Here is a 24,455-nt window from a genome sequence, read left to right as displayed (position 1 = left end):
TGGCCAAAACCAAATGTCACCCTACAGGGTATTAACTAAATTAATCTCTAATACTAATATGCGATATTTTAAATACAAAAGGTTAAAATTAAAAATTATTTTTCATATTCTAAAACAGGCTGAGCTGCTTTCCACTGATAATTTCCTTTGAGGTATCCATAATTGTAGAGTGGACTGCCCGATTGTTATACACTTCAGGAATCTCAAAGTCAGGGATGTCCAGGTAATTTTTCAACTCTATAAAAAGAGCCTTGAATTTTTTATTGAATTCTTTCCTTTCCTCTCTTTCAGGGTAAGGTTTATTGCTGAAATAATATTTGTTGTTAACACCATGAACCAGGTATTGACTTATAAAACCTTTTTCCCTTAGGGAGTCTTGTGCATATGCCTCAAAAGCTCTTGCAAACATCTCCTGGATAGTACTGAAATAATCTTTTTTCCTTCCTTCATCCAATTTCCTGGATTCAATCAAAAAGTCAGACTGCTTTATATTTCCGGATTCATTCTTGTACTTCAAAGAATATATCAGGTCCTTGAATACTTTTAATAATTCAGGAGACAGTTTGTTACTGTTATTAATATTAAAACTAGCATATGGATAACTTACCTCATTCTCACATATACTGCCTATAAAATCGTCAAGTGCATGAAGCCACTCATGTGACAGTGAACCTGCTCCCCTGATCTTTGTTATATTTATGACTCTTCTGCAGCTTTCATAATGTGCCGAGGCATTTCCACTGCCCCTTGCACCAAAAGCTATTCCAAGGCTGCCTTCTCCCTTTCTTTTAAGTGATATAAAATTTGGTGCCACATTTAGGATGTATGCTAGATCTACAAAAGCGTCGAAGCAATAATTTATATGCATCTGCCTTTCGCTGTCAGTGGCATAATTCCCGAACTCTCCTCCTCTGAAGCCGAATATTTCAAGGAATTCATCCGTTGATACCTCAAATTTCCTTTTTGCAGGCCCCCTTCTTTCTATACCTTTTAATACTGGCCTCTGAAATTTGAAAATTGAACTTCCTTTTTTATTCATGTTTTCAATATACAGTTCTGCTTCTTCTCTTGTTTCAAATGAGCTTTTACAAACAATTTTGTAATAATATTTACTGCTCTTGCATATGAAAAACTTTCCCTTTTGTTCCTTAACTATTAGGGGGTTTTTCTGTGACAAGGAATCCGGAAACCCTATACGCGAAAGTTCTTTTCTAAAATCCTCCGGATATTGAGATACTTTATAGACAACAGTTGTAAATTTATTTTTTATGTTTGGATTCTTATAAACTTTGCCTGTCCAGCTTTGTCTATAATATCCATTACGTACAAAAATCTCGTAAAATACATTCTTTAAGTCCTCTTCCGATTTTAAATTCATTGCTACATCCCTTACTATGGACACAAATTCAACAAACAATTTTCTGTTGTTCTTATTTTTCCCTTCATCAGGTGTAGGCTTCACCTTTGCAGGCAACGCATCTCTTAGTTTTTTTATACAGAAAACCACTAGCTTTGGATTGTCATTGCACATTTCTCTGTAGTCCGGTTTCTTCCATATCTGGTCTTTGACACAGAATTCAAAAGCTTCCCTGTCAGATAAAGAATCCAGATCTGAAATCAGAAAGTTCCTTTCTTTCCAGATATCCTTTTTTGCTCCACCTATTTTTTCTCCAAAATCATTAATTTTCATAATGCACTCCACCTTTTCTAAAATAAATAAAAAGAGAATCCTCAAAATTGAAAATTCTCCTAAATTTTTATTATTATATTTTTTTCAATAAAATTTTTACATAATATGATATTAGTCATATCTAATAAATTTCTTGATTAATGGCCTTTCATTTTTAAGTAAAATTCGATTTATAAATTTTTTTATTTTTTCGTTGTCTTGAAAATTAAAATTCAAAGTGTTTATTACTCCTTCAACAATAATATCATTTTTAATTTTTTCTGGTAATTCATTAAATAGAGTTTTACACATTTCTATAGTATCCTTACTAAATTCTTTATTTGCTGCTAACACATACTCTTCTAATTTCTCTCCTACCATTTAATAAAACCCTCCTTGCTTCACTAATTTGACTTTCTTAATGTTTGATTGTAAATCAATATAACTATACTATTTTTTTTAACAATTTTCCATTTAGCTCTGAAATCTTTAATATCTAGAAAATCTCTTTGAACAAATGAGCTTTTATTAATTTCTATACCCTTTTCAGTTTTAAGCAACTTTACATATATTTTTCCATTTACTATACTTACAATACCTTTTGAGCCTCTTTTGACATAATAATTTTTACTACTATTTTTGATTACATAATCTGCTTTGCAAATTACACCCATACACATTTCACACTCCATTTATTTGTTAGCTTTATAGCTGAAGCCAATTGTTACCTTATATAAGGCATTTACCAATTTCCTTTATATATTTAATATGTGGTATTTTAAAGTATAAAAAATATAAAATAAAAAATAAGGTCTGCCACACTAGACAGACCTTATTAATGATCCATTTTTAATATTTTAGTTTTTGAGTTTTTCTATGAAGTTATTTTTGACTTCATCTCTATAAATTTGAAATTTGTCAACTTCCCATTCTGCTCATACTATTCAGTCTCGTAACTTTCTATAGCAACGTAAAATGGGGACTTTCAAAAATATGTTTTATTTGACATAAGCAAAAAGGGTGTCCGGCGGGGTCAAACATAACGGTCCAACTGTCAGAAAATTGTTTATCTGCGATTGTTGCCCCACAATGGATTGCGTATTGAACCGCTTTTTCCAAATCATTAACTGCGAAGTCGATATGCGCCATTTGCTGCTGAGCTTCAGGATCTTCCGGCCACACAGGCGGTTTATACTCAGGGTTCCGCTGAAACGTTATACCAGGGTACTCTCCCTGATTTGTCCCTGGAGCGCCTATGCATGTATATTCTTCATCATGAAATGCTATCTCCCATTTGAGCAGCGCTGCATAGAATTTTGCTAATTTATGCGGATCTTTACAGTCCAACGTTAATGCGTACATTTTGATTTTTAGTTCATCACTCATAATACTAGCACCTCCAATAATATAAATAATCCGCAGTTCAAAACAGCCCCACAAATTACTATTTGCCTTCAAATTAAATCTTAACAATTATTATAACATATCATATGGGAAAGCAATTATGCTTAATCTTTTATTTTTATATATACCTTTTTATCTGTGAATACCGCTTCAAAATCATGCACCTGTATATCCTCAAAGTATATACGTTCAAAAAATTTCAACATCTCTGTAAAAGAGTATTGTACCAGCATTCGTTCAACTAAAAACGTAATTTTATCACTAAAACTCAGCTTGGTAGATTTAAATGCTTTTAGCCTGGTATCTTCAATGACCTTTCTCACAGATATTGAATCCATGCCGCAATCAATAATTTCATCATGTGATCTTATCATCTTTTTTTGAAATAGCATATATACGGCACCATGGGTTCTGAACTTATAAACTATCCCCTCTTTAATTTTAAATTTTCTTGTATCAAGAGCTGCTATTTCAAATCCTTCTATAAATCCATCTACAATTTTGTTCAGCACATACATAGTACTATGGTTTTTCATATTTTTTATATTTACAGCAGTATTCATATTTATAGAATGGGTGAAATTGTTGATACACAGGACATTGTTGACAGGGTTTTCTGATTTAATTACTATTTTCATGACTGCAGTTACAAGAAATATATAAAAGGATATAGGGATTTTATATAAAACAAGGCTTGTAACTATAATGGGAAAACAATATTTATCTATAACAACAAGCATGAAATTCAAAGATTTGACCAGTATAAACAGGATGATTAAAAGCAACCTGCTTTTCAAAATTTTATTCATTTTTATTTCAGAACCTTTCTTTGATATGGAATTTGAAACTCACAAAAAATAAAATTCCAGGATGCCAAAGGTGGTAGGTATCCTGGAAAACCAAAAAGTTGAAATGTATTATGTACTTACATAATATCATCACCTCTGCAGATAATCAATTGATTTTCTGAAAATCAAAATGGGATATCTCCATCGTCGACTGGTGTTATACCCGAGTAGTCATAATCATCTGCCAAATCATTACTTGTACCTGTATTTGATTTTGCCTTATTTTTGTCTCCCCATTCTAGAAACTGAATTTCCTCTGAAACAACTTCAGTTACAAATCTCCTACTGCCGTCCTTGGCTTCATAACTCCTTGTCTGGATTCTGCCACTGACACCTATAAGCTTTCCCTTGTTCATATAGTTTGCTACAGATTCACCCTGTTTTCCCCATACAACAATTGGAATAAAATCTGCTTCCTGCTGACCTTCTTTTTTAAATCTTCTATTTACGGCCAGATTGAACGTTGCAACAGCAGTACCAGTATTTTGTATAAATTTTAGCTCAGGATCCTTGGTCAATCTCCCGATCAAAACAACTTTATTCATCTATATCACCCCTATTTTTTATCTAACCCTCATTGCAGATGTGTAGTTTCCCAAATTTGCTATTTTTACTACATCTCCGGTATGCGGCGCTTCTATGAATTTACCGTTTCCTATATACATTCCAACATGATATGCAGGTGTACCAAAAAATACTAAATCTCCAGGTTGGAGTTCACCTCTTTGTACGGGTATGCCGAAATTCTGCTGTTCCTGTGAAACCCTCGGAATATTAACACCAAAATGTGCATATACATATTGTACGAATCCCGAGCAGTCAAATCCTTCAGGGCTTGTACCTCCCCATACATAAGGAACGCCCAGAAAAGACAGTGCATAATTTACCACATCATTTGTAGAAGTAAAGCTTCCTCTTGACAGTGAATTCTCAAAATCAGCACATTCTGATGGATCGCTGCTGTTTAAAACTGACAAAAGCTTTTTCTGGTTTTGTTTTTGTTTATTCAGTATATCTATTTTCCTTAAAATATCACTTTTCAATTTTTCAGTTTTATCCTTATTCTGTTTCAATTTTTTCACAATGCTTTCCCTTGATTTTTTGTCGTTTTCAAGCTTTTTTATATTATGGTCATCAAAATCCATTAGTGTTTTTATAATTATTGATTTTGAAATCAGATCATTGAAATTTTTAGAAGACAAAAGGATATTAATGTAGTTTTGTCTTAAACCTGTGACGTACATTTCCCTGATTCTTTTTTGAGCAATATCACTGGTGTCTTTTATGCTTTTGTTTATAGAGGACAGCTCCTTTGCATTCTTTGAAATGCCATCGTTTAGATTTTTAAGAGTTTGATTGTATTTTTCCAAAGCAGCAATATTCCCTTCTATTTGGTTATCCATAATTTCTATCTGTTTTTCCACATTGTCGTTCCAATTTTTATACTCTTGGGTGTTTGTATCTGAAGATATGCCGGAGGAAAGACTTGAAGGGCTTGCACAAACTTGAAAAGGCATACTTAAACTTAACATTACGGCCGTAGCCAATATACTTTTCCTAAACAAAAAATCACACCTCTTTCTCATATATTTTCGTAACAATTATACAGCAGAAATCAGACTTGAAAATTTGTTTATAATTCGGTTAAAATTGGGTTACTTTTTATATTTTTATTTTTTTATATAAATTATATAATTTAACGCGATCACTCTCTGTAAACTCATAATCCATAGCCCTGTCAAGAAAAGCTTCGGATATTCGATTTGCCGGAAAAAGTTCATCCTTTTTCCTATCATACTTAAATAATGTGCTTAATTCATATGGCCTGTGATAATCTTCAGGCTTGAATATCATTTCCGATACTTCCTTTATATATCTCTTACCTGTCTGCCTGTTTATCGAAATGAATATAAGAATATTAACCGCCCTTGCTATGTCATATAGTGCGGATTCCTCAGTCTTATATATTCCTCCGCGTAAAAGCATATTTTTGTAGTCATATATGAAATCCTGGTTAGAGGAAGTGTGGAAACTTCCCATACTTCCCCTATTCTGCCTTGTCATTGCCTCCAGGGTTATATAGGCCTCTTCAGGGGTCAGTACTTCACCGTCTATGATTATATCACGGTTCATCCTAAGGCCTGTCTTAAAACAATCTTCTGGAGATTTCAACTTGAAGAATTTTAAGTTTTTGACATCCTTATCCGGGAAATATTTAAGTATATTAAGTTCCAATGTGGATTCTATTGTAAGAATTGATACATTCTCTGCAATAGAAGATATGAGCCTTAGAAGATATGTTGTTTTGCCCGTACCCTGTCCGCCAAGTACAAAAATATTAGGCCTGCCTTTCATTATGAGATCTATGAAGTCCTCCATATATAAATTTGAAGTCCTGGAAGCTATGAAAAACTCTTTTGAAAAGAAAGTGGCCCCCGTATACCTCAAGTTGAGTGAATAATACCTGCTGTACGGCGGCATTACTGCAGTTACCCTGGCACCACAAATTCTTTCACATTTCACTTCCGGATTATTAAAGTCAAGAGGATGAAAATTGTCCAGTTTGGAAAATGACACACTTCTTCTTATTGTATCTTCATAGGAAACTTCATCCTTAAAATACAGTTTTTTTACCCTTTCTTTTCTTCCTTTTATCTGAAAGCTCACGAAATCCTTGGTATTTAAGTTTATTTCATTCAGACCATCTACATCATTGTAACTGTATATATCTATCACTGAAAGTCCATACAGCTCCTGAAATATTATCTGTGCCAGAAGCCCAATCTTTACGTTGAGGTTGTCATCCCTGTGAATACACAAACTGTTTATTATCATGCCAAAATCTTTATTGTCCCCTGTATATACTTTTTCGAAATAATTTACATGGTATTGTTCTATAAGTAAGTTTATATTTTGAGTATCCACCGACTTGTTTATATAATTTATAATTACACCTTTTAAAATATCTTTACTGTTGGGATCGCCAAAACCCGCCATCTCCTTTAATGAACTCAAATTTTTAACATTTTGACGGTTATCATCTACCATATCACTGATAAATCTTAACAATCTATCAAGAGTATCTATTTTATAAAGTGCCATCTATCATCACTCCCATATATATTTGTAGGGCAGTTAGTTTTTAACCACCCTACAAAATTTCCTACCTTACCCTTCTTATAAGTCTCACAAGATTGGCATCTATTTTCCGCATTTTAAGCTCTTCAGATTGGAAAATCCTTTTTATTTTTATGACGCATGTGTCACCCGGCTCTGGATTGAAACCTTCCCAGTGAGGGTATGGACAAAGTGCACTCACGTGTTTTAAATGTTTCAGCTCAAAAAATATTCCAAAAGACTCTACTCCTGTTACCACAGCTTCATAGCAGCTGTTCTTGGTAACTTTCTTGATATTTTCAAAATACGGATCATCTGTAGCTCTCTTTATGGAAAGTTTTAAAATGCCTTTTTCCATGTCAATTTCCTGGATAACAGCCGTCTTTACATCTCCTATCTGGATAACATTTCTAAGATCTGATATATAGCCCCAGTCTATTTCCTCTTTTGGTATTCTGACTTCCACCCCGTAAGCTTCGACATATGCCGTAGTACGGCCTATACCCACAATTCTGACTGGAATTTTATCTCCCTCAGCATGTTTGGGAAATTCCAGCTTTGACCTCAAATCCATTGCTTTCTTTCTCGATGCAACGGCAATTTTTCTTTCGGCATCAAGCTCGACCACTATGAAATCAATTGGAGCTCCTATCATAGTTTTCATTATATTATAAATTTCCATCTGATCTTCACGCTTGATATTCATTTCTCTGGAAGGTATGAGAACTTTGAAATTTCCATAGAAAACAACTCCACATGGAATTTCTATTATCTTTTCACCATCTTCTGTAACTTTTTTCTTCTTTATAATTTCAATAGCAGATAATTCTCCCGTCAGGATTTTATTACTCTGACGGCTTGCATATACATCCTGTAAAAACTGATCCACCATGTAAATCACCCTTTCTCTTATAATTTTTATTTCCCGTAATTTATCACCACTGTAAAGACCATTTTGCTTTCTCCATAAGAGTAATAAGAACAACTATACTTATAACAAGCATACTTTTATCCATGATTCCACCTGCCTTGCATAACCTAAATGAGTAACTTCCCTTGAATGGAAAGACGAGTGCTTCCCCTTGATAATTTAAAAGATCAATTAGAATATGACTTGCATATCCAACAACAAAACCTGCAAATATCGGTCTGTACAAAATATATATTCCATAAGAAAATGCACCAAACCCAAGTAAACTATGTGAGAACATTCTATGTCCGGTAAGTCTTGAAATTAAAGACGCCATAGAAATTATAAAAAGGCCTGAAGAAATGAAATGATTTTGTAGATTATAAATACCAGGTTTAAGGTGTACACATAGGACAATAGATAAAATAACAGACATGGCTATAATTACTTTATTTAAATATTTTGAGATTGTACTATTATTAAGATCTATATCCGGGGTCAATGAGCCAATAGCGGCTCCGATAAAAAACACATAACTACATTTTACATTTAAGATTAAACTTAAAGCGGCAGCAGAAGCAATTCCCACTGCCGCATGAGTTCTACCTGTCACGCACGGCACCACCCCTTTACAAACTTTATGACAAAATTTTTTAGTTATTAGGATTCAATCTTCCTATTTTAAAAATCCCTGAAGATTGAGCTTGTGCAACAGCTTTCATATCTTGATTAGTCCCAGAAAAACTAAGCCCTGCAGCAAGAGCATCCTTATCACCCGGCTTTAAGAACTTTCCTTGACTATCTATTGCGCCTAAAACCTTTATTTTGGGAATTAAAACTTTTGACTTGGGATTTGGATTTTTATTGGTTGCATTTGGCGTATAAATTATAGTTACCATATCACCTTCCCTATAAGTTCCAGCGTAATTGTCAAGCAGCTGTGCATTGATTGAAAATTCAACTTCACCTTTTTTCAATGTTATTGCTGCCGCCTGTGGATCTTCTTTATTTATCACTCTGTTTTTATTAACTATTTCACCTTTATATATATTTTCTTTTGCAATTTTTTTACCATCTAAAGCATTATCTTTAGGAGTTAGATTACTTCCTGCTGATATCATGGACACCTGTATGGCTTCGACCTTACAATTAGATTTGTCAAGCGGACTGCCTGCATTTATCTTCTTTGTTGCTATATAAACATTAGTAGTAGGTTTATATTGTACGGCTTTCTTTTCAATATAAAAGATAGAGATCCCTATAACTGCAGCAGCTATTATACTTATTGCCACTATTTTTTTGTCTTTCAACTGTAAAACACATCCTTTCCTTTTACAATTCAACAATGAAAAAATACATATGATTGTAAATATCATACAACCATCTTCTTATTCTTTAGGTGTTACAAAATCATCATATGCTTCTATATCCAAGCTTTTTAAATTGCTGGTTCCTGAATTTTCGGCTCTAAGTACTGTATATGTGTTTAAGTTTATTTTTGAATAGATCGATGTTTGCTCCACTGGTTTGCCATTTGGAGTTTTACCTGTAGGATTTGATATATGGTTAAATACCTCGCCTGTATAATCCCATTCATTGAGCTCCCCATTTTCAACACTGTATATTCTTAAATCCTTTATGGAAACTTTTCCTATAACCGATGTATTTCCAGGAAGGCTATTGAGATTTGAACCAAGGCTATAATTTTTAATTAGATATTCTTTAAAAGTGTTAAAAGCCGGAACTAGATCTGTTTCTTTAAAAGTTATTTTACCAGTTTCTTTGAGCTGCCTTTGATTTATGTTCCTGACAACAGCAAGGTTTGAAGCTTCTAGCTGGTTTTTGAATCTGGAATATTTGTCATTTGCAATTACATTTTCATATAAGAATAAGGAAAATATTCCTACAAGCATAAGTAATATAAAGAATAAAGGGACTAATTGGACAGATCCTTTTTTTTTGGCTATTTTTATCATTATTTTTAGTCCCTCCTTTTAATGGGTTATTGTTCTTATTCTTTTACTTGTCGTGTCCCAGTGAACAGTTATGGGTATAACATTGCCATTTTCTGTAGTTACCTGTGTCCATCCTACCAGATGATGCTTTTTGGGAGTATAGTTATAAGTTAAAGTGAGACTTATAGGCTCGCCATAATTTGCAAAATTGGTATCATCGGTTGGATTAGGAGAATGGTTTTCAGCCGTATTTGAAGCCTTGATTTCCAACTTACTGGCATCAAACCCATTCATTTTGCTCAGGGAATCAACAATGTACTGTCTGGTATCATCGGTCAGCCCTCCATCTGTTTCCATACGTAAGGATACCTGCCTGTCCACCTGGTGAAGCTGCAGGTTTATATAAAAAGGCTTGATATCGACTATTGCTGTAAATGTTACTACCAGCAGTACAAAGATAGCTATCAGGGAACCGAGCATAGTTTCTACAAATCCCTTTTTCCTTTTGGGGAATACTTTTCTTAACATTTATCTTCCCCCTTCCATAAATTTAGTTGAATGGATCAGTAACATGTTTCCATAATGGCCCGGTTACAAAATCATCTATAAGCGTTACCAAGTCAGCCCATGTAAGTCCCTTGACAGCCATAACTATTGCAATCATAATAACAGTAACAGCAACAATTCCAAGTACATGAGTTATATCACCCTTCTTCCTTTTTCTTAGTGGTGTTTTCACCAATTCCTTTAGCATAATCATCCGATTATTTCCTCCTTTTTTATAAAAATATTTTTATTAAAATATATCTGTGAACTACCCCAACTTAGCTTCGCTTGAAGTCAGAGCTTAATGGGAAAAGAGCATACTTATTAGCATATTTCTTTACTAACAGCGGTTTCTCTTATTTTTCATGCTATCCCGCAGTTCCTGCGGTTCCCGTCGTAGAATGATTATAAGTATAAATCAAACCAAAAGACTATTATTCATCACACCACATGTAGAGAGGTGGGTGATTTCTTGCCAGTTACATTAAAATATATCTTTAAAGCTTGAGAAAATCTGTACCCCGAAGCTATAAAGTATAATGCTGGCAAGTCCTATAAAAATAAATCCTCCTACCAAACCGACCCACATGCTTATTTCTTTGGTTTTGGCAGATATTCTGGCAATTGAAGCATCTTTCAAAAGTTCACTCTGGCTGTCAAGCAGTTCTTTGGAACGTCCTGTCGTGATGGCTTGTTTTAGAGCCAGTATAAAGCTGTCTATTTCAGTTATATCAAAGTTTTTTGCAAACTTGTCTAGTGCGTCTGGTATATTTTTTGTAAGTGATATTTCAATGGAAAGTTCTATGAGCTTATTTTTAAGTCTTTTGCATTTCGCCACATCAAATACTTCAACAAGTGCACTTCCCAGATCCATTCCTGCCGCCCCCGATTGTATGTTCAGAACATCATTTATGTTTGGCAAATCTCCAAGTATCTGAAACTTCTCTTTTTTGTACACAGAATTGATCATAAAATCGGGAAGAAATGCCGCAAGCACTAGTGCAAATACCAGTGAACTATTCATATCCTTCATCAAGAGAAGTATTGTAAACAGGATAAGAATTACAAACTTGTACAAATAATAAGTAAACCCGTTTACTTTTAAGGGATTACCCATTTTCTTAAGCTTTTCATCTTTCTTCTCAATAATGTTCTTCAACCTTTCATTTTTTTCAATGCCTGCCTTCAGCCCCTGGAAGGCGTAATACTTTTTCTTGTATTCACCTTTTGCCTCCAATACACTTTTATTGTTTTTAAAATACAGATAATCGGCTTCAAAATATATTATGAAAAACAAAGCCACCAAAAAAATCAATTTCAATATAAAAAGCAAATTAGCACCTCCTAGAAATCAAACCTGGCAAGTTTTTCTACTACAAGTATTCCTACCAGATATGCAAAAACATTGATTGAAACAATAATTTGTCCTATTGTAGAAGTCTGAAGCTGCTCGATTAAACCTGGGTTCATATAAATAAGCATTAAAAATATAAGAGCTGACATCCCCACCAGAGCGGCTACGCCAATTACACCACGACTTATCTCTTTTTTTCTCAAAGTTTGCTCTTTTGCGAAACTCATCATAAGTTTCTCTGATTTTTTAAGAACTTCAAGATATTGGTTCGAGTGCTTTGAACATATCTGCAGGTTCTTTATAAGAAGGCTGTATTGATTACTATCAACTCTATATTTTATATTTTCAAGTGCTGTATAAGGTGGAATCCCATGCTTGACCTCATATTTAAAACTTTCACATATACTTTGCAGAGGCTCCTTCATATACTTTCCTGTTGAAGCAATAGCATATGAAATATTATTTTTCACCATGCAGAAATTTTTAAGAAGGTTTATAAAATCTATAATCCTCTTTGTTATTTTATTTGAGTTTATTCCCACCAGTATATTGAGTAAAACAGAAGGCACTTTATATCCTATCAGCGCCATGAAAATTGAAGGTACCAGTATATTTATAAATTTCTGAGACAATATGAAAAATATTATTGATATGGCACAAGATATGACTATCACGAAAACCGGAGTTATAAATTTGTACTTGATGTTTAATCCTGACTGCTGTATTAATAGTGACAAGTCCTGTAAGTATCGGGACCTTTTCTTCTTGGATACATATTGGATGTCTTTTCTAAGGTCACTGGAATTAAGTCTGTTTAATCCATTTTCTACTTTTTTTCTGAATTTAACATCTCTGACATGTGAAATAGTGATATAAATGAGGTTGTACAGTAAAACCATCGTTACAATTTCAAGTATAACAATAAGCCAGTTATACAATGTCACCATCTCCCTTCAGTTTTCCTGAAACAACGGCCTTTTTTACTTTTTTCATTACTTTTTCACAACTGTCGCCAATCCTTATGAATTCGCCCCTGTAGCTGCCATCAGATTTATCTTTTACGGTATATTTGAAAACCGGGTTGAATAGAGGCTTCTTTTTAGCTTCGTTCCACCCTGCAACTTCAGTCAGTTCACAGCATTTGTAGTCTTCCATGTATATGATGAGGTCTATCTCCGTGAGCATTTCCATAAGATCTTCTCTGGGAAGGTCGGTCTTTGAATACTTCATGAGGTGTACGATTTTATTCATACACTCTTCAGACGATGGGGAATGGACACTGGTCCAGCCTATGTGGCCGCTGTATACGGCATTAAAAAATTCCATGGCTTCCTCATCTTTGATCTCGCCTATTACCATCCTGTCAAGGCTCATGAGAAGTGCATTTATAGTGAGATCCTTTAGGGTATATTCCACATCACTTTCACCCTGTTTCTTTTTAACTTTTTGCATGAAGGTAGCCTTATGTGAGGTAAAAAGTTCCTCGGATTCCTGCATTATAAGCTGTACATCCTGTTTCGGAACATAATCGAGACATGCATTTATAAGTGTGGTTTTACCGCTACCGCCACGGCCTGTCCAAACTATATTAAGTCCCGATTTAACAGCAGTTATTAAATATTTCTGTATCTCTGCATTTAGCATTCCCTCTTTTATAAGATCATTAAATGACTTTTTCTTTTTCGGAAGTCTCCTTATTTCAACCTGCGAGCCTGTATAAGTAATTGGATCTATAACTATGTCAATTCTAAGGATTGCATCTTTCTGTGATTTTGAATCGGATAAAATTTGTTTTGCATTTATATCTGAAAGGCTTCCCCCATTTTTTATGGCGAGGTTATAGCAGAAATTCAGAAGTGACTTGTCAGTTGGAAACTTTATATCTGTAAATTGCAGTTTCCCATATTTTTTTATGGCCACACAATTTTTGTTGAAAATATAAACATCTGAAATATCTCTATCGTTGATAAATGATTGAATTGGGCCATATCCCCAGATATAATTGTTTATGGATGTCAGCAGCATATTAAGATTGTTTTGGGATACTACTGAAATTTTATTGCTTTTTATATATTTTAGGATTTCATCATTTATTAAGGTTACAGGTTTCTTATTTTTTTCTATGTCATTTATAAGAAGTGCACAGTTTTTAACAAGATAGTCTACTATATTATCTATAGTCTCATTTAAATTTTTCTTCGGCATATTTGAAACCTGGTGTAAATAGTTAAGATCATCCAAATCTACTATTAAAGGCAAAGTATATTACCTCCTTCCCCTTCTCGCTAATTTCTTCATATCCCCTAGGAGCCAGAAACCGATGCCTTTTGTGGGAGATACATTCGTTTTTTTATCATTTTCATACTCTTTATTTTCAGTTTTGTTCTTTACCACAATTGAATTTGAAAGACCTATAAAAGTAACTATTCTGCCATAGGAATTTTTATCAGTTCTTGAAGAATACAGTGAACCAATCAAAGGTTTTTTAGTATTTATGGACTTGTTGTAATTTTTGCTTAATGGTATCTGAGATATAACCTTATAACTCTCGAAAATCTTATCCATGACTCCAATATCCAGAGCTCCATTATCCTCCACAACTGCTATTCCAAATTTATCTTTATAAATTCCAGTACCTTCAAGAGTTTTAAGAGCATTCACCGTATTTCTTGCCGAAAGATAATTTGCTTCCACCACGGTCACTATTTTGTCGCTGTTTAGCAGGGAATATATTGTTCCTGCCGCTGCCTTGAAAGGGTTGACCGATATTAGGATCACATCATATATTTCCCTGGCCGTATCAATAATGCTTTTGTAATGCTTGCCTTCCATCTGTTTTAAAACACTATTGTCATATATACCTGTCAGAACGTCTATTTTACTGTATTTGATCGGTATAACAAATTTTTTAAGTAATTCCGCATTGAAAGTAAAGTTTTCTATGGATGTATAGCAGGCTGAAAGTCCTGTATCAATTGAATTAGAATTAAAATTGTCCTTTACCATAATTTCTTTGTTTACTCCAAACATATGATCAAGGCAGGGTACAGTATTATTATCTATAACAAGTATCCTGTTTTCGGATTTTCTGCTGAAAGCTACAGCCGAATTAGCCAGAACAAAGCTGGCAAGAATATTATTGTCAGCAGAATAAAATGATATGACATTTTGCTTGTATAATCTTGTTTCTACCACTTTTTTCTCGATTACCCTTATTTTTTCAACCTCTTTTATTTTTTCTTTTGTCCTTATAGGTTTTTCTACTTTGGTATTTTTTTTGGTATCAACAAGAGGTTTATCAATATCATTTTCGGGATGTTTGGCTATTTTTTCTTGAAAATTCAAATAGATGGAACTCACATCTGTAAATGTCCTGGGATTTTTTATACAATCCAATATATTATCTACTGTTACTGGATCAAATAGAAAATCATATATGGCAAATTCAAAACATGCTTCTATACCTTTTATGTCTTCCTGATTTGTAAGATAAATAATTCTTTGAGTTTTGCTCCCTCTTTTAAGTTCAAACAGAAGCTGTCTTAATGGTATATCCCCAGGAAGTCTTTTAGATAGAATTATAATATCCGAACTTACATTATCGCCCGTAAGATATTCTCTATACCCTACAATTTTTGTACCGTGGGTATTTTCTCTATCAATTGCTTCTTTTATCTGCTCATCAAAATCACTTATTCCCGTCGCTATCAATATCAAAAGCCTATATCTCCTTTCTGTAGAAATTCAGTATACACTCAGTATAAATGAATACGATGATAAGAAATTATGGCGATTTCTTGCTTATAATTGGGCTAAAATTTAATATTTTCTCCAGCAAAAATTGGGGATAAAAAAAAGAAGGCCCCCACAATCAAGGAACCTTCTCTGTCCATTACAAATTATTTTTTTGCTTGTATCTTTTATTTGTATGAATACTCTATGCTATTGCATACAGGATATTTACTTTTGTCCCATGTATGATCCCGGGATAGAAAATCATCTGTTACATTGAAGTAATCATGTGTCGGATCATTATAACCAGGAATTGGTTCATTAGGTCCGGAAAAATAAGTAGGATCATCCCAGGTAGGATCCATTTGATAATACTGACCACCTATCTTAACTATATTCCATGCGTGGTCTCCATAACTTACCCCGCCATCACTTGAAACAGTTCCTACTACCATCATACTATCAATTCCTACAGCCTTCAACAACCTGTACATTGCGTCTGCATATCCCTCACAAACGGCATCCCCATTTATCAAGACACCGTAAGCAGTATAGATATCAGGATTATTTTCCTTTTTTACATCAATTCCTTCAGCAACGTCATAATTGTAATGACAATTATTGACCAAGTAATCATGGAGGGCAAGCTCTTTTTGATAATCTGTCATAGTTGCATTAGTTACAGAATTGACTATTTCATTTACTTTTGATGCTACAGTTTCCCTTTTTGATATCATATTTTCCTTGGTGCCAGTATAATTGAAAGTTATATTAAGTTTATATTTTGTTATTCCATTTAGTTGAGTTATTTTTGGCAACGATGACGTTGGATAGGAATACCTTAAAAGTTCTGCATTCAAATCTGGATTATCCCTTTTAATTTCATCTATTGTCGTTAAGAAATAATATTTATCTGAAGACTCGTAAGCATCATCTTCATCTACATATATGTCCAGTAACTCATCAAAATTTTGTAGTGAGTTCTTTATTGTGTCGTAAAATTCTTGATGGGTTGTTAATATTGGCTGTATGACTTGAAGCCTATTTAATAATGAGGTCTTATCTCCATTGTCTGGCAATGCAGTAACTAGAGCTTTAGCACTATCAACATCAACTTTAAATTCTGTACTTTCAGCCTTTACGACGGCCTGAGTAGCCGTGTCTAATGCTTCCTGACCTGTGCCAGCCTGGTTTATCTCATCCTGAACAGCCTGCAACCTTGCTTGCAGAGCTTCCTTATCCGTGCTGTCCTTGAGAACAGCTACCAGTGACTTTGCATTATCTACATCCGCTTGCACCTTGGAATTTTCTGCCTCAATAACCGCTGCCGTGGCAGTGTCTAATTTTTGCTTATTAATACTAATTTGGCTTATCTCATACTGAACTTCATCTAGCCTGCTTAATAAACCATTTTTGTCTGGACTATCAGGGAGTGCTGTCACTAACGTTATTGCAGTAGTGTAATCTTCCTGTGTCATAGTGCTCTCTACATGTGTAACGGCATCTGTTGCCTGCTGTAACTTTTGCTCATCATCCATAGTGTCAATTTGATTCTGAATATCTTCTGCTTGCTCCAATAAACCATCTCGAATTACATTATCGTCAAGCTTATCAATCTCCTGTATTGCTTTATCCAAATCTTCCTGAATTAATGTAGATTGGGCAGTAGCTAAGTATTCCTTCGATTTTATTATTATATCTACAGTATTCAATCTATTTTCAAGAGATGTTTTATCTGAACTACTAGGTAGTGCATCAACTAATACTTTAGCTTTATTATAGTCTTCCGTAGTAGATGAACCCTCTGCATTAAATACTGCATCAACTGCATCTATAAGTATCTTCAAGTTAGACAAACGTGTTTCTAGTGCTGTTTTATCCAAACTATCCGGCAATGCATCTACCAGTTCTTTTGCTGTATTGTAGGGGGCATAATTACCATTATTCTGTTCTGCTTCCTGTACTGCTAATGTTGCATCTATTACATTTTGTACTACATTTAACCTGTTTTGCAAACTTGTCTTATATGTGCTATCTGGCAATGCCATTATCAGAGCTTTAGCTGAGTCAACATCTACTTGTGACTTAGAGCTCTCTGCTTTGCTTATTGCATCATTAGCCTTTGTTAGAGCCTGCTGTTGATTATTAATTTGATTTATCTCATTTTGTACAATTTCTAGTCTATTTTCAAGACTAGTCTTAGTATCTTCATCAGACAAGGCATCTACCAACGTTTTGGCAAAATTTACATCATTTTGAAGCTTACTGCTTTCTGCCTTTGACACTGCTGAAATTGCATCCTTTAGTTCCTGTTTCTGTCCTTGAGAAATCAACTGATCTATTTCATTTTGAACAACTTTTAACCTGTTAATCAAAGAAGTTTTGTCTGAACCGTCTTCCAAAGCATCAACTAATATCTTTGCACTACTTACGTCAGCCTGCAGTTTTGAGCTTTCGGCTTTAGTTACTGCGGCAGTGGCTTTATCCAACGCTTCTTTCCCTGCATTAGCTTGATTTATTTCATCCTGAACAGTTTGTAATCTGTTAAGTAAAGAAGTCTTGTCCGAACTGCCTTCCAAAGCATCTACCAACGCTTTTGCACTATCTACATCTGCCTGTAATTTTGAGTTTTCAGCCTTAACGACTGCATTTGTTGCATTTGTTAATTTATTTGATGACTTATCGCTGCTGTCCGACGAATCATTATCATCATTATCATTTGAGTTACTGTCTTTATTATTTTCAAATAAAGAATTTATTTTATCTTCAACAGATTGAGGAACAACTCCGGTACCACCAACTACCTGCAGGTCAGTATTTTTTTTAATTTTTATCTTGATATAATCTACCGCTTTATTGGTTGCAGTAGATTCTTCAGTATCTGTAAGTATCAATGGAACTGAATACTTACCTGCTAATGCAGAAGCAACCAACGCATCTGCATAGCCCTGCCCTGTAGCATTTGCCACATAAATCTTGCCTGCATTAAAATCTCCATCAAATGCTTTCAATACAGCAAGGTTTGTAGCAAACCTGTCTGCTCCACCATTTATTCTATTGTCTGCTTTTAATGCTTTGTATACTGCATCGCTTACTACGTTTGTAGTTCCGACTACAGTAACATTCGAATCCTTTGCAAAATTAATAGTTGATTTTATAGAATCTACATTATTATCTGTAAGAATCAATATTTCATCTTTAGCTGCTGCAACTGGTGCTACAGACAATGCATCTGAGAATCCAGTTCCTGCTACTACTATTATGTTGTCCTTGCTTACTCCCAAATCTACAAGCTTGTTTACTACTGCCAGATTCGTAGCATATCTGTCATTTCCACCAAGTCTTGTAACATTGTAGTCTAATTTTAATGCACTTTCAATTGAACTTGATATTGATGCAGTTCCACCAATAACATATACATTCTTTGGTTTCAATGTTTCAAGTGCACTCTTTGCATCTGCACTAAGTGAAGCTGATTGAGTCAAAAGTATTGGTGCACCCAATTTCTTGGCTAATACAGAAGCACTAACTGAATCTGCATAACCTTCACCTGATACCAGAACTGCATTCTCACTTCCACTTGTCCAATTTGTTTTGGCAACCTGGGAGGCTGTTGCGTATCTGTTTTCTCCCCCTACTCTTGTTATGGAGCTTGCGGATACTTTTGCTGAATCCGTAATAAGTGCTGTAATGATAACTAATGATATAAGCCCCGCACTTGCAAATAAATTCTTGATATTCACCACATTCATCTCCATTTTTATATATTTAAATTATTCACACAAAATTTACAATATTTTGGATATATTATCCTCTCTTATATATTTTTTCTAATATCATTACTCGTGGTATTTTTCACAAACTTTATATGTGTCAGGTTATTATAGACTTCTTAATCTTTCTGTTCTTAATATTTTTCATATTCCTCCCACCTTTCATTATTTGTTAGTCTCACGACCGAAACCAATTGTCGCCCCCATAAGGGACATTTACTAAAATATTTCTCATATTTAATATGTGGTATTCTAAAACACAAAAATAAGGAACTACTCTCTTCTAAGCAATTCCTTATTTTTATATTCATTTTTACTTTTTTACATATTTCTGAATCAAATCAAGCTGCTTGGATAACTGTGTCTTATTGTTTCCATCAGGGAGTGCATTTACAAGTACCCTGGCTGCATCTATATCAGACTGGAGCCTTGTCCTTGAAGCTGTGGTTACTGCCTTGTTTGCATCTGTCGTGTCCTTTGCCACCTTCGCCTGTTTCTTCTGCTTTATCGTATTGAGTTCACTCTGATACTGAGACCTATCTACTCCATCGGGCAGGTTGTCTATGGCATCCTGGGCATCCTGTATGTCTTTGTTATCAAGTGTCTGCCCGGCTTTGTCAATTGCATCAACTACTTTGCTTACCGCATCCTGGACACCTTTTTGTTTCGTAAGTTTTGAATCTACTGTATCCAGCCTTTCATTAAACGCTAACTTGGTACCAGATACACTGTCAGGAAGGGCATTTACCCTGTCTCTGAGTGCCGTAACTTTGTTCTTATAGCTGTCTATATCTATATTTGAATTGTACTTTATGTGGCTGTCCACGTCTTTCTCAAGAGCGGTTATGTCCCTGTCTATGGCCTTTATCGTATTGCTAAGTGCTATCTCTGCTTCCACTGCATCAAGCCTGCTGTTGAAGCTGTCTTTCTTATCTCCTGCGGGCAGTGTCGAAACTAAGGATCTTGCACTGGAAACTGATGATTGTGTCTTCAGCTTTTCGGCTGTCTGTACTCTCTGCTCTACATTCTTGTAGAGGTCTATAATATTCTGCACTGCATCAAGCCTCCTGTTTAAATCCGTTTTGTCCTGGCTAGAAGGGAGTTTATTTACAAGCACTCTTGCACTGTAAACATCTTCCTGCAGCTGGGTACTTTCTGCCTTCTCTACGGCCGCCTCTGCTGCTGCGAGGTTTTGATCTCCAACTTCTTTCTTTATATTGTCGAGTCTTTCCTGAAGGTCTGATACATCCCATCCGTCAGGTACTTTGTCTATGGCAGCCTGGGCAGTATCTATATCTTCCTGTGTCTTTGAGTTTTCAGCATTGGTAACCTTGCTGTCTGCATCGGCTATGAGTTCATCTACATCTGATTTTACATTGTCGAGCCTTCCCTGTAAGCCAGTTTTGTCAGCACCGTCTTTAAGAGCGGATACTTTGCTTAAAGCTGTATCATAATCACCTTTTGTCTTTGTCTGTTCTGCTTTCTCCACTGCTGCAGTTGCATCAGCCAGATCCTGCGCTTCCTGGCTGTTCTGGTCTATTTCGTCCTGTATATCATCTATCCTGTCCTCGAGGTTGTCCTTGCCCGGCCCGTCAGGAAGGTTGTCCACCAGATCCTTTGCATGATCCAGATCATCCTGGTTCTCTGTATCTTCAGCATGGTCTACCGCGTCAGATGCATCCTTAAGATTCTGCTCATCCTGTTTTGCCTGGTCTATTTCATCCTGTACGGTATCCAGCCTGTCTTCAAGTGCCTGCTTTTCCGGACTCTCTGGAAGTGCATCCACGAGGTCTCTTGCGGTATCAACATCTCCCTGGCTTTTTGTGCTCTCCGCATTTTCTACAGCCTGTGTTGCATTTTCAAATGCAGTATCTTCCACCGTTACATTCTGGGTTACTTCGCTGCTTTCGTTCCCTGCATTGTCTATATCTTTAGCTTTCACAGTATGGATTCCTGGTTCTAATGTAAATGCCGAACCATACTTCTGGTATGCGCCGCCATCTATACTATAGTCCGTTTCTTTTACACCACTATCTTCGTCTGTACCTGCAGCTATCGTCACAGTACCATTATCATTGCTGATTGACGGGACTGTGGGAGCTATCTTGTCTATTTTGCTTACTGTCACGGTTTGGGTAGTTTCATTCCCGTCATTATCCACAGCTTTGAACATATAAGTACCATTCTCCGTTACCTTGAAAGTTCCTGTCGTGCTGGTTACTTCGGTATTATCCGGGAGTACTACTTTTGAGAATCCACTGCCGCCTTCTTCATCTGAAGCACTGTAGGATAGTGTTACATCTCCATTGGTCCAGTCAGTTGGGCTTCCAGTGATATTGATTGTAGGACCTGTAGTATCTTCCGCGATAATAGGATTTATACCGTTGCCTTTCTCATCTGTACCACCAGGAAGCTTGTTTGGATCACCTGATCCAGCTGCATCTCCCGGGTTGGTGTAGACCGGATTGGTATCATGTGCTGAATTTACAGCATCAGATGAAAAATGTACAAGGGTATTTTTTGCCCATGAGCCGGGATTGGTATACACGGTACCGTCCTTTGTAACAAGTGCCCTTACTACATTGTCGGAACCATTTGAAAGGAAAGCTGACACGTCATTTATATTTATACCATGATTTTCAAGACTGTCACCCTGTACTTTGTCTCCCACGCCATAGGTTGTGCCGTCATTTAAGATAAGATACATATTCGTTGAATCTAGCTGTGACATGTATTTCACATCATTCCCGCTTACATCAAGGTCATTGGTTAGGTTACCTGAAGTATCTGCAAGCTGGAAGTTCCCATTCTTAAGTAAAAGCGCATTGTTCTGGGCAAGTTTTGCAAAAGAATCAAGGGTATTGGTATTTTTGAATGTACCATTCTGGAAGGTGTAAAGAAAACCGTCCGACATCTCAAAAATCCTGTTTGACCATATTTTACTCAATGTCACACCATCAGGAACCACTATAACTCCTTGGTCGTCCCTTAAAGTACCGTCTTTCATGACAAAGATATCTTTGTTTACACCTGTTGCCGGCATGATATAAGAAACATCATTCATGTTCAGGCCGAAATCCTGCTGATGTCCATCTGCATCCAAATAAACTAAAGAACCATCTGATTTCTGAATCAGCATATATTGGGATACACCTTTTGCATACTTGTATGCAAACATCTTTTTAATATCAGTGTTCTTCAGGGTAAATGTCTTGAGGCTTCCGTCGGTATCTATATATTTTGATGAACTTCCAAAATATAATACCGGATGCTTTACAGCTGAAGTGCCAGTGCCAAATACCAGGGTATCAGCCCCGATAATGCCGCTGCCGTCGATAGGAAGTGTAGAAGGAGATGTTGTGGTTAAACCTTTATAGTATTGAACCATACCATAGTTGTCCACAAGTATCATGGATCCGTCTGAAAGGAAGTATTTGTTTTTTATCTGGCTTTCATCCTGAATAATTCCACCATTACTTAAAGTTGCAGTGCCATCAGTATTGTTCAATATAAACTGCATGAGGTCATTATTATCATATAGCGATTTCGAATAAAAGCCCGTAAACCAGGAACCATACTTGGATTGATCATCTGCATTATATATTTTGTCTATGGTATAAGTAGAGGCATTCATAATAACAGAAGTTGCAGAAAAAAGAGTACTAACTGAAGTTTTTTCTTCATTTGGAATGTTACCATTTTCAGTAATAATATTTCCATTATTGTCTACAAAATATGGAATATACGAGTATGCAGTATAATATATTTTACCAGAGCTAGTATTATGTTGATAATAAAGATCTTGTACCTTGTATCCAGGGACTAAACTTTTAATACCAGTTACGTACTCTGTAGGTACATCTCCAACTAATTTATAAACAGTGCCATCTTCAGTTAAAAAGAATGTATCAGAATAGATATCGCATGAAATAACATCTTTAACATTGCTTAAATTGATTTTTGTAAATATTGATTTACTCTTTCCATCGCCGGTACCTAATCCACCGAAGCCAATCGCATATACAGAACCATCATTAAGTATTGCATATATACGTGAATTAACAACTAGATCATACGTAAAGCCCTGATTAGAACTGGTTTTATAAACTATATTACTATACACAAGCTTTTTCACATTATTGATATCTAATTTAACCGGTGAAGATGTTGCTGAAGTCTGCATAACAGTTCCATCTTGCATAGTAAAATACGAATAACTACCGTCTCTTGTTGAAATAATATCTTTAATACCTGTCATATCTAATTTAACAGGTATACTTTTATCGACTTTATCACCTATTCCAAGTTGACCATCATTATTGCATCCACATACATATACAGATCCATCCTCAGTCTGAAAGAATACTGATGTACTAGGTACTAACCTATAATTTGGAAATGACGAACTCAATACCACATTTTTAACGTTTCTTATATTAATTTCTACTGGTGTAGTTCTATTTGTCGTATCACCAATACCAAGTTGCCCTTTAGCATTTAAGCCACACGCATAAGTAGAACCGTCTTTCATTGTAAAAAATGTAGAGTATCCATTAGTAAAAACATCCTTTACACCACTTAACCCGATTTTTACAGGTGTACTTACATTTTTAGTATCTCCTGTTCCAAGTTGCCCATAATCATTTTTTCCACAAACGTATATCGAGCCATCTTTTGTTACAAAATATGTTGCATAATATTTTGAAGTAACAGTTTCTACATCCGATAGCCCTAATTTTATAGCAGTATTTGTGTAGGTCGTATCTCCAATGCCAATCTGGCCGTATTTATTAGATCCTAATACCATAACAGAATCATCATTTAGTACAAAGAACATCGCATCATCACCTGAAACAGTTTTCTTAATACCCTGTTGACTAACCTCGTCGGCAAAAGCTTTAACAGTAGAAACTTGAATACCAGCAACATTGGCAACAGTAGCTATGTTTGGTGCAACTATAGAAAATCCCATTGCGACACTAATTGCACCAGCTGCAATTTTTCTTCGAGTTTTTGGATTTAGAAAGTTTAACTCTTTTAAATTCATTGCATTACCTCCATTTTTTAATTAGAGGTCAGATCAACCTCGATTTAATGGTACAGCACGTTCCCGTCCTCAAAACTTATTTATTTCTTGTCTATTTTCA

Annotated in this window: 20 protein-coding genes; all 20 read right to left on the bottom strand. The window is 35.3% G+C overall.

Annotated features, from left to right (window positions below; translation table 11 throughout):
- Positions 1-109 precede the first annotated feature (109 nt).
- The 20 genes from LN736_RS14345 to LN736_RS14250 all read right to left on the bottom strand — a co-directional run bounded on the left by LN736_RS14345 (position 110) and on the right by LN736_RS14250 (position 24,355).
- Positions 110-1,690, bottom strand: a complete 1,581-nt coding sequence (locus LN736_RS14345) for an LPD1 domain-containing protein (protein WP_179977661.1) — start codon at positions 1,688-1,690, stop codon at positions 110-112.
- 111 nt (positions 1,691-1,801) lie between these two features.
- Complete coding sequence (locus LN736_RS14340; protein ID WP_229981799.1) at positions 1,802-2,050, bottom strand: hypothetical protein; 249 nt, start codon at positions 2,048-2,050, stop codon at positions 1,802-1,804.
- A 23-nt stretch (positions 2,051-2,073) separates the two neighbouring features.
- The gene (locus LN736_RS14335) at positions 2,074-2,343 is read right to left on the bottom strand and encodes a hypothetical protein (protein ID WP_179977663.1); all 270 of its coding nucleotides are present in this window, start codon (positions 2,341-2,343) and stop codon (positions 2,074-2,076) included.
- A gap of 286 nt (positions 2,344-2,629) precedes the next feature.
- On the bottom strand, positions 2,630-3,055 hold the full coding sequence (locus tag LN736_RS14330; RefSeq protein ID WP_179977664.1) for a VOC family protein: 426 nt from the start codon (positions 3,053-3,055) through the stop codon (positions 2,630-2,632).
- Between the two features lie 122 nt (positions 3,056-3,177).
- Positions 3,178-3,882 carry a hypothetical protein gene (locus tag LN736_RS14325; protein WP_229981798.1) on the bottom strand — a complete coding sequence of 235 codons (705 nt, stop codon included), beginning with the start codon at positions 3,880-3,882 and terminating at the stop codon, positions 3,178-3,180.
- A gap of 164 nt (positions 3,883-4,046) precedes the next feature.
- Positions 4,047-4,466: a single-stranded DNA-binding protein gene (locus tag LN736_RS14320; RefSeq protein WP_150358961.1), complete on the bottom strand. Its 420-nt coding sequence runs from the start codon at positions 4,464-4,466 to the stop codon at positions 4,047-4,049.
- Between the two features lie 18 nt (positions 4,467-4,484).
- Positions 4,485-5,486 carry a C40 family peptidase gene (locus LN736_RS14315; RefSeq protein WP_179977665.1) on the bottom strand — a complete coding sequence of 334 codons (1,002 nt, stop codon included), beginning with the start codon at positions 5,484-5,486 and terminating at the stop codon, positions 4,485-4,487.
- 97 nt (positions 5,487-5,583) lie between these two features.
- Entirely contained in the window at positions 5,584-7,023 is a 1,440-nt protein-coding gene (locus LN736_RS14310) for an ATPase, T2SS/T4P/T4SS family (RefSeq protein ID WP_179977666.1), read from the bottom strand.
- 61 nt (positions 7,024-7,084) lie between these two features.
- Positions 7,085-7,930 (bottom strand): S1 RNA-binding domain-containing protein, encoded by an 846-nt coding sequence (locus LN736_RS14305; protein ID WP_229981797.1) that lies wholly within the window; start codon positions 7,928-7,930, stop codon positions 7,085-7,087.
- A gap of 43 nt (positions 7,931-7,973) precedes the next feature.
- On the bottom strand, positions 7,974-8,561 hold the full coding sequence (locus LN736_RS14300) for a metal-dependent hydrolase (protein WP_229981796.1): 588 nt from the start codon (positions 8,559-8,561) through the stop codon (positions 7,974-7,976).
- A 40-nt stretch (positions 8,562-8,601) separates the two neighbouring features.
- A complete protein-coding gene (locus LN736_RS14295) occupies positions 8,602-9,258 on the bottom strand; it encodes an SAF domain-containing protein (protein ID WP_229981795.1) in 657 nt (218 codons plus the stop codon).
- 78 nt (positions 9,259-9,336) lie between these two features.
- The gene (locus tag LN736_RS14290; RefSeq protein ID WP_229981794.1) at positions 9,337-9,924 is read right to left on the bottom strand and encodes a hypothetical protein; all 588 of its coding nucleotides are present in this window, start codon (positions 9,922-9,924) and stop codon (positions 9,337-9,339) included.
- Positions 9,925-9,942: 18 nt separating this feature from the next.
- Positions 9,943-10,431 carry a hypothetical protein gene (locus LN736_RS14285; RefSeq protein WP_179977671.1) on the bottom strand — a complete coding sequence of 163 codons (489 nt, stop codon included), beginning with the start codon at positions 10,429-10,431 and terminating at the stop codon, positions 9,943-9,945.
- 22 nt (positions 10,432-10,453) lie between these two features.
- Positions 10,454-10,663, bottom strand: coding sequence for a hypothetical protein (locus LN736_RS14280; protein ID WP_150358898.1), 210 nt, complete (start codon positions 10,661-10,663; stop codon positions 10,454-10,456).
- A 270-nt stretch (positions 10,664-10,933) separates the two neighbouring features.
- Positions 10,934-11,782 (bottom strand): hypothetical protein, encoded by an 849-nt coding sequence (locus LN736_RS14275; RefSeq protein WP_179977673.1) that lies wholly within the window; start codon positions 11,780-11,782, stop codon positions 10,934-10,936.
- 11 nt (positions 11,783-11,793) lie between these two features.
- Positions 11,794-12,741 (bottom strand): type II secretion system F family protein, encoded by a 948-nt coding sequence (locus tag LN736_RS14270; protein WP_179977674.1) that lies wholly within the window; start codon positions 12,739-12,741, stop codon positions 11,794-11,796.
- Entirely contained in the window at positions 12,734-14,062 is a 1,329-nt protein-coding gene (locus LN736_RS14265) for an ATPase, T2SS/T4P/T4SS family (RefSeq protein ID WP_179977675.1), read from the bottom strand. Before LN736_RS14265 ends, LN736_RS14270 begins: the two co-directional genes overlap by 8 nt.
- Positions 14,063-14,068: 6 nt before the next feature.
- Positions 14,069-15,520 carry a P-loop NTPase family protein gene (locus tag LN736_RS14260; protein ID WP_179977676.1) on the bottom strand — a complete coding sequence of 484 codons (1,452 nt, stop codon included), beginning with the start codon at positions 15,518-15,520 and terminating at the stop codon, positions 14,069-14,071.
- Positions 15,521-15,723: 203 nt separating this feature from the next.
- Positions 15,724-19,278: a cell wall-binding repeat-containing protein gene (locus tag LN736_RS14255; protein WP_229981793.1), complete on the bottom strand. Its 3,555-nt coding sequence runs from the start codon at positions 19,276-19,278 to the stop codon at positions 15,724-15,726.
- A 343-nt stretch (positions 19,279-19,621) separates the two neighbouring features.
- Positions 19,622-24,355, bottom strand: coding sequence for an OmpL47-type beta-barrel domain-containing protein (locus LN736_RS14250; RefSeq protein WP_229981792.1), 4,734 nt, complete (start codon positions 24,353-24,355; stop codon positions 19,622-19,624).
- Between the last annotated feature and the right edge of the window lie 100 nt (positions 24,356-24,455).

This window comes from Clostridium aromativorans, assembly GCF_020908015.1.
Classification (GTDB): Bacteria; Bacillota; Clostridia; order Clostridiales; family Clostridiaceae; genus Clostridium_B; species Clostridium_B aromativorans.
The sequence above is the reverse complement of the archived record's forward strand: the minus strand, read 5'-3'. Positions and strand labels throughout refer to the sequence as shown.

Excerpts from the sequence above, each read along its gene's own strand:
- LN736_RS14345 (WP_179977661.1), bottom strand. The coding sequence starts at position 1,690 with ATGAAAATTAATGATTTTGGAGAAAAAATAGGTGGAGCAAAAAAGGAT.
- LN736_RS14340 (WP_229981799.1), bottom strand. The coding sequence starts at position 2,050 with ATGGTAGGAGAGAAATTAGAAGAGTATGTGTTAGCAGCAAATAAAGAA.
- LN736_RS14335 (WP_179977663.1), bottom strand. The coding sequence starts at position 2,343 with ATGGGTGTAATTTGCAAAGCAGATTATGTAATCAAAAATAGTAGTAAA.
- LN736_RS14330 (WP_179977664.1), bottom strand. The coding sequence starts at position 3,055 with ATGAGTGATGAACTAAAAATCAAAATGTACGCATTAACGTTGGACTGT.
- LN736_RS14325 (WP_229981798.1), bottom strand. The coding sequence starts at position 3,882 with ATGAATAAAATTTTGAAAAGCAGGTTGCTTTTAATCATCCTGTTTATA.
- LN736_RS14320 (WP_150358961.1), bottom strand. The coding sequence starts at position 4,466 with ATGAATAAAGTTGTTTTGATCGGGAGATTGACCAAGGATCCTGAGCTA.
- LN736_RS14310 (WP_179977666.1), bottom strand. The coding sequence starts at position 7,023 with ATGGCACTTTATAAAATAGATACTCTTGATAGATTGTTAAGATTTATC.
- LN736_RS14305 (WP_229981797.1), bottom strand. The coding sequence starts at position 7,930 with ATGGTGGATCAGTTTTTACAGGATGTATATGCAAGCCGTCAGAGTAAT.
- LN736_RS14290 (WP_229981794.1), bottom strand. The coding sequence starts at position 9,924 with ATGATAAAAATAGCCAAAAAAAAAGGATCTGTCCAATTAGTCCCTTTA.
- LN736_RS14285 (WP_179977671.1), bottom strand. The coding sequence starts at position 10,431 with ATGTTAAGAAAAGTATTCCCCAAAAGGAAAAAGGGATTTGTAGAAACT.
- LN736_RS14280 (WP_150358898.1), bottom strand. The coding sequence starts at position 10,663 with ATGATTATGCTAAAGGAATTGGTGAAAACACCACTAAGAAAAAGGAAG.
- LN736_RS14250 (WP_229981792.1), bottom strand. The coding sequence starts at position 24,355 with ATGAATTTAAAAGAGTTAAACTTTCTAAATCCAAAAACTCGAAGAAAA.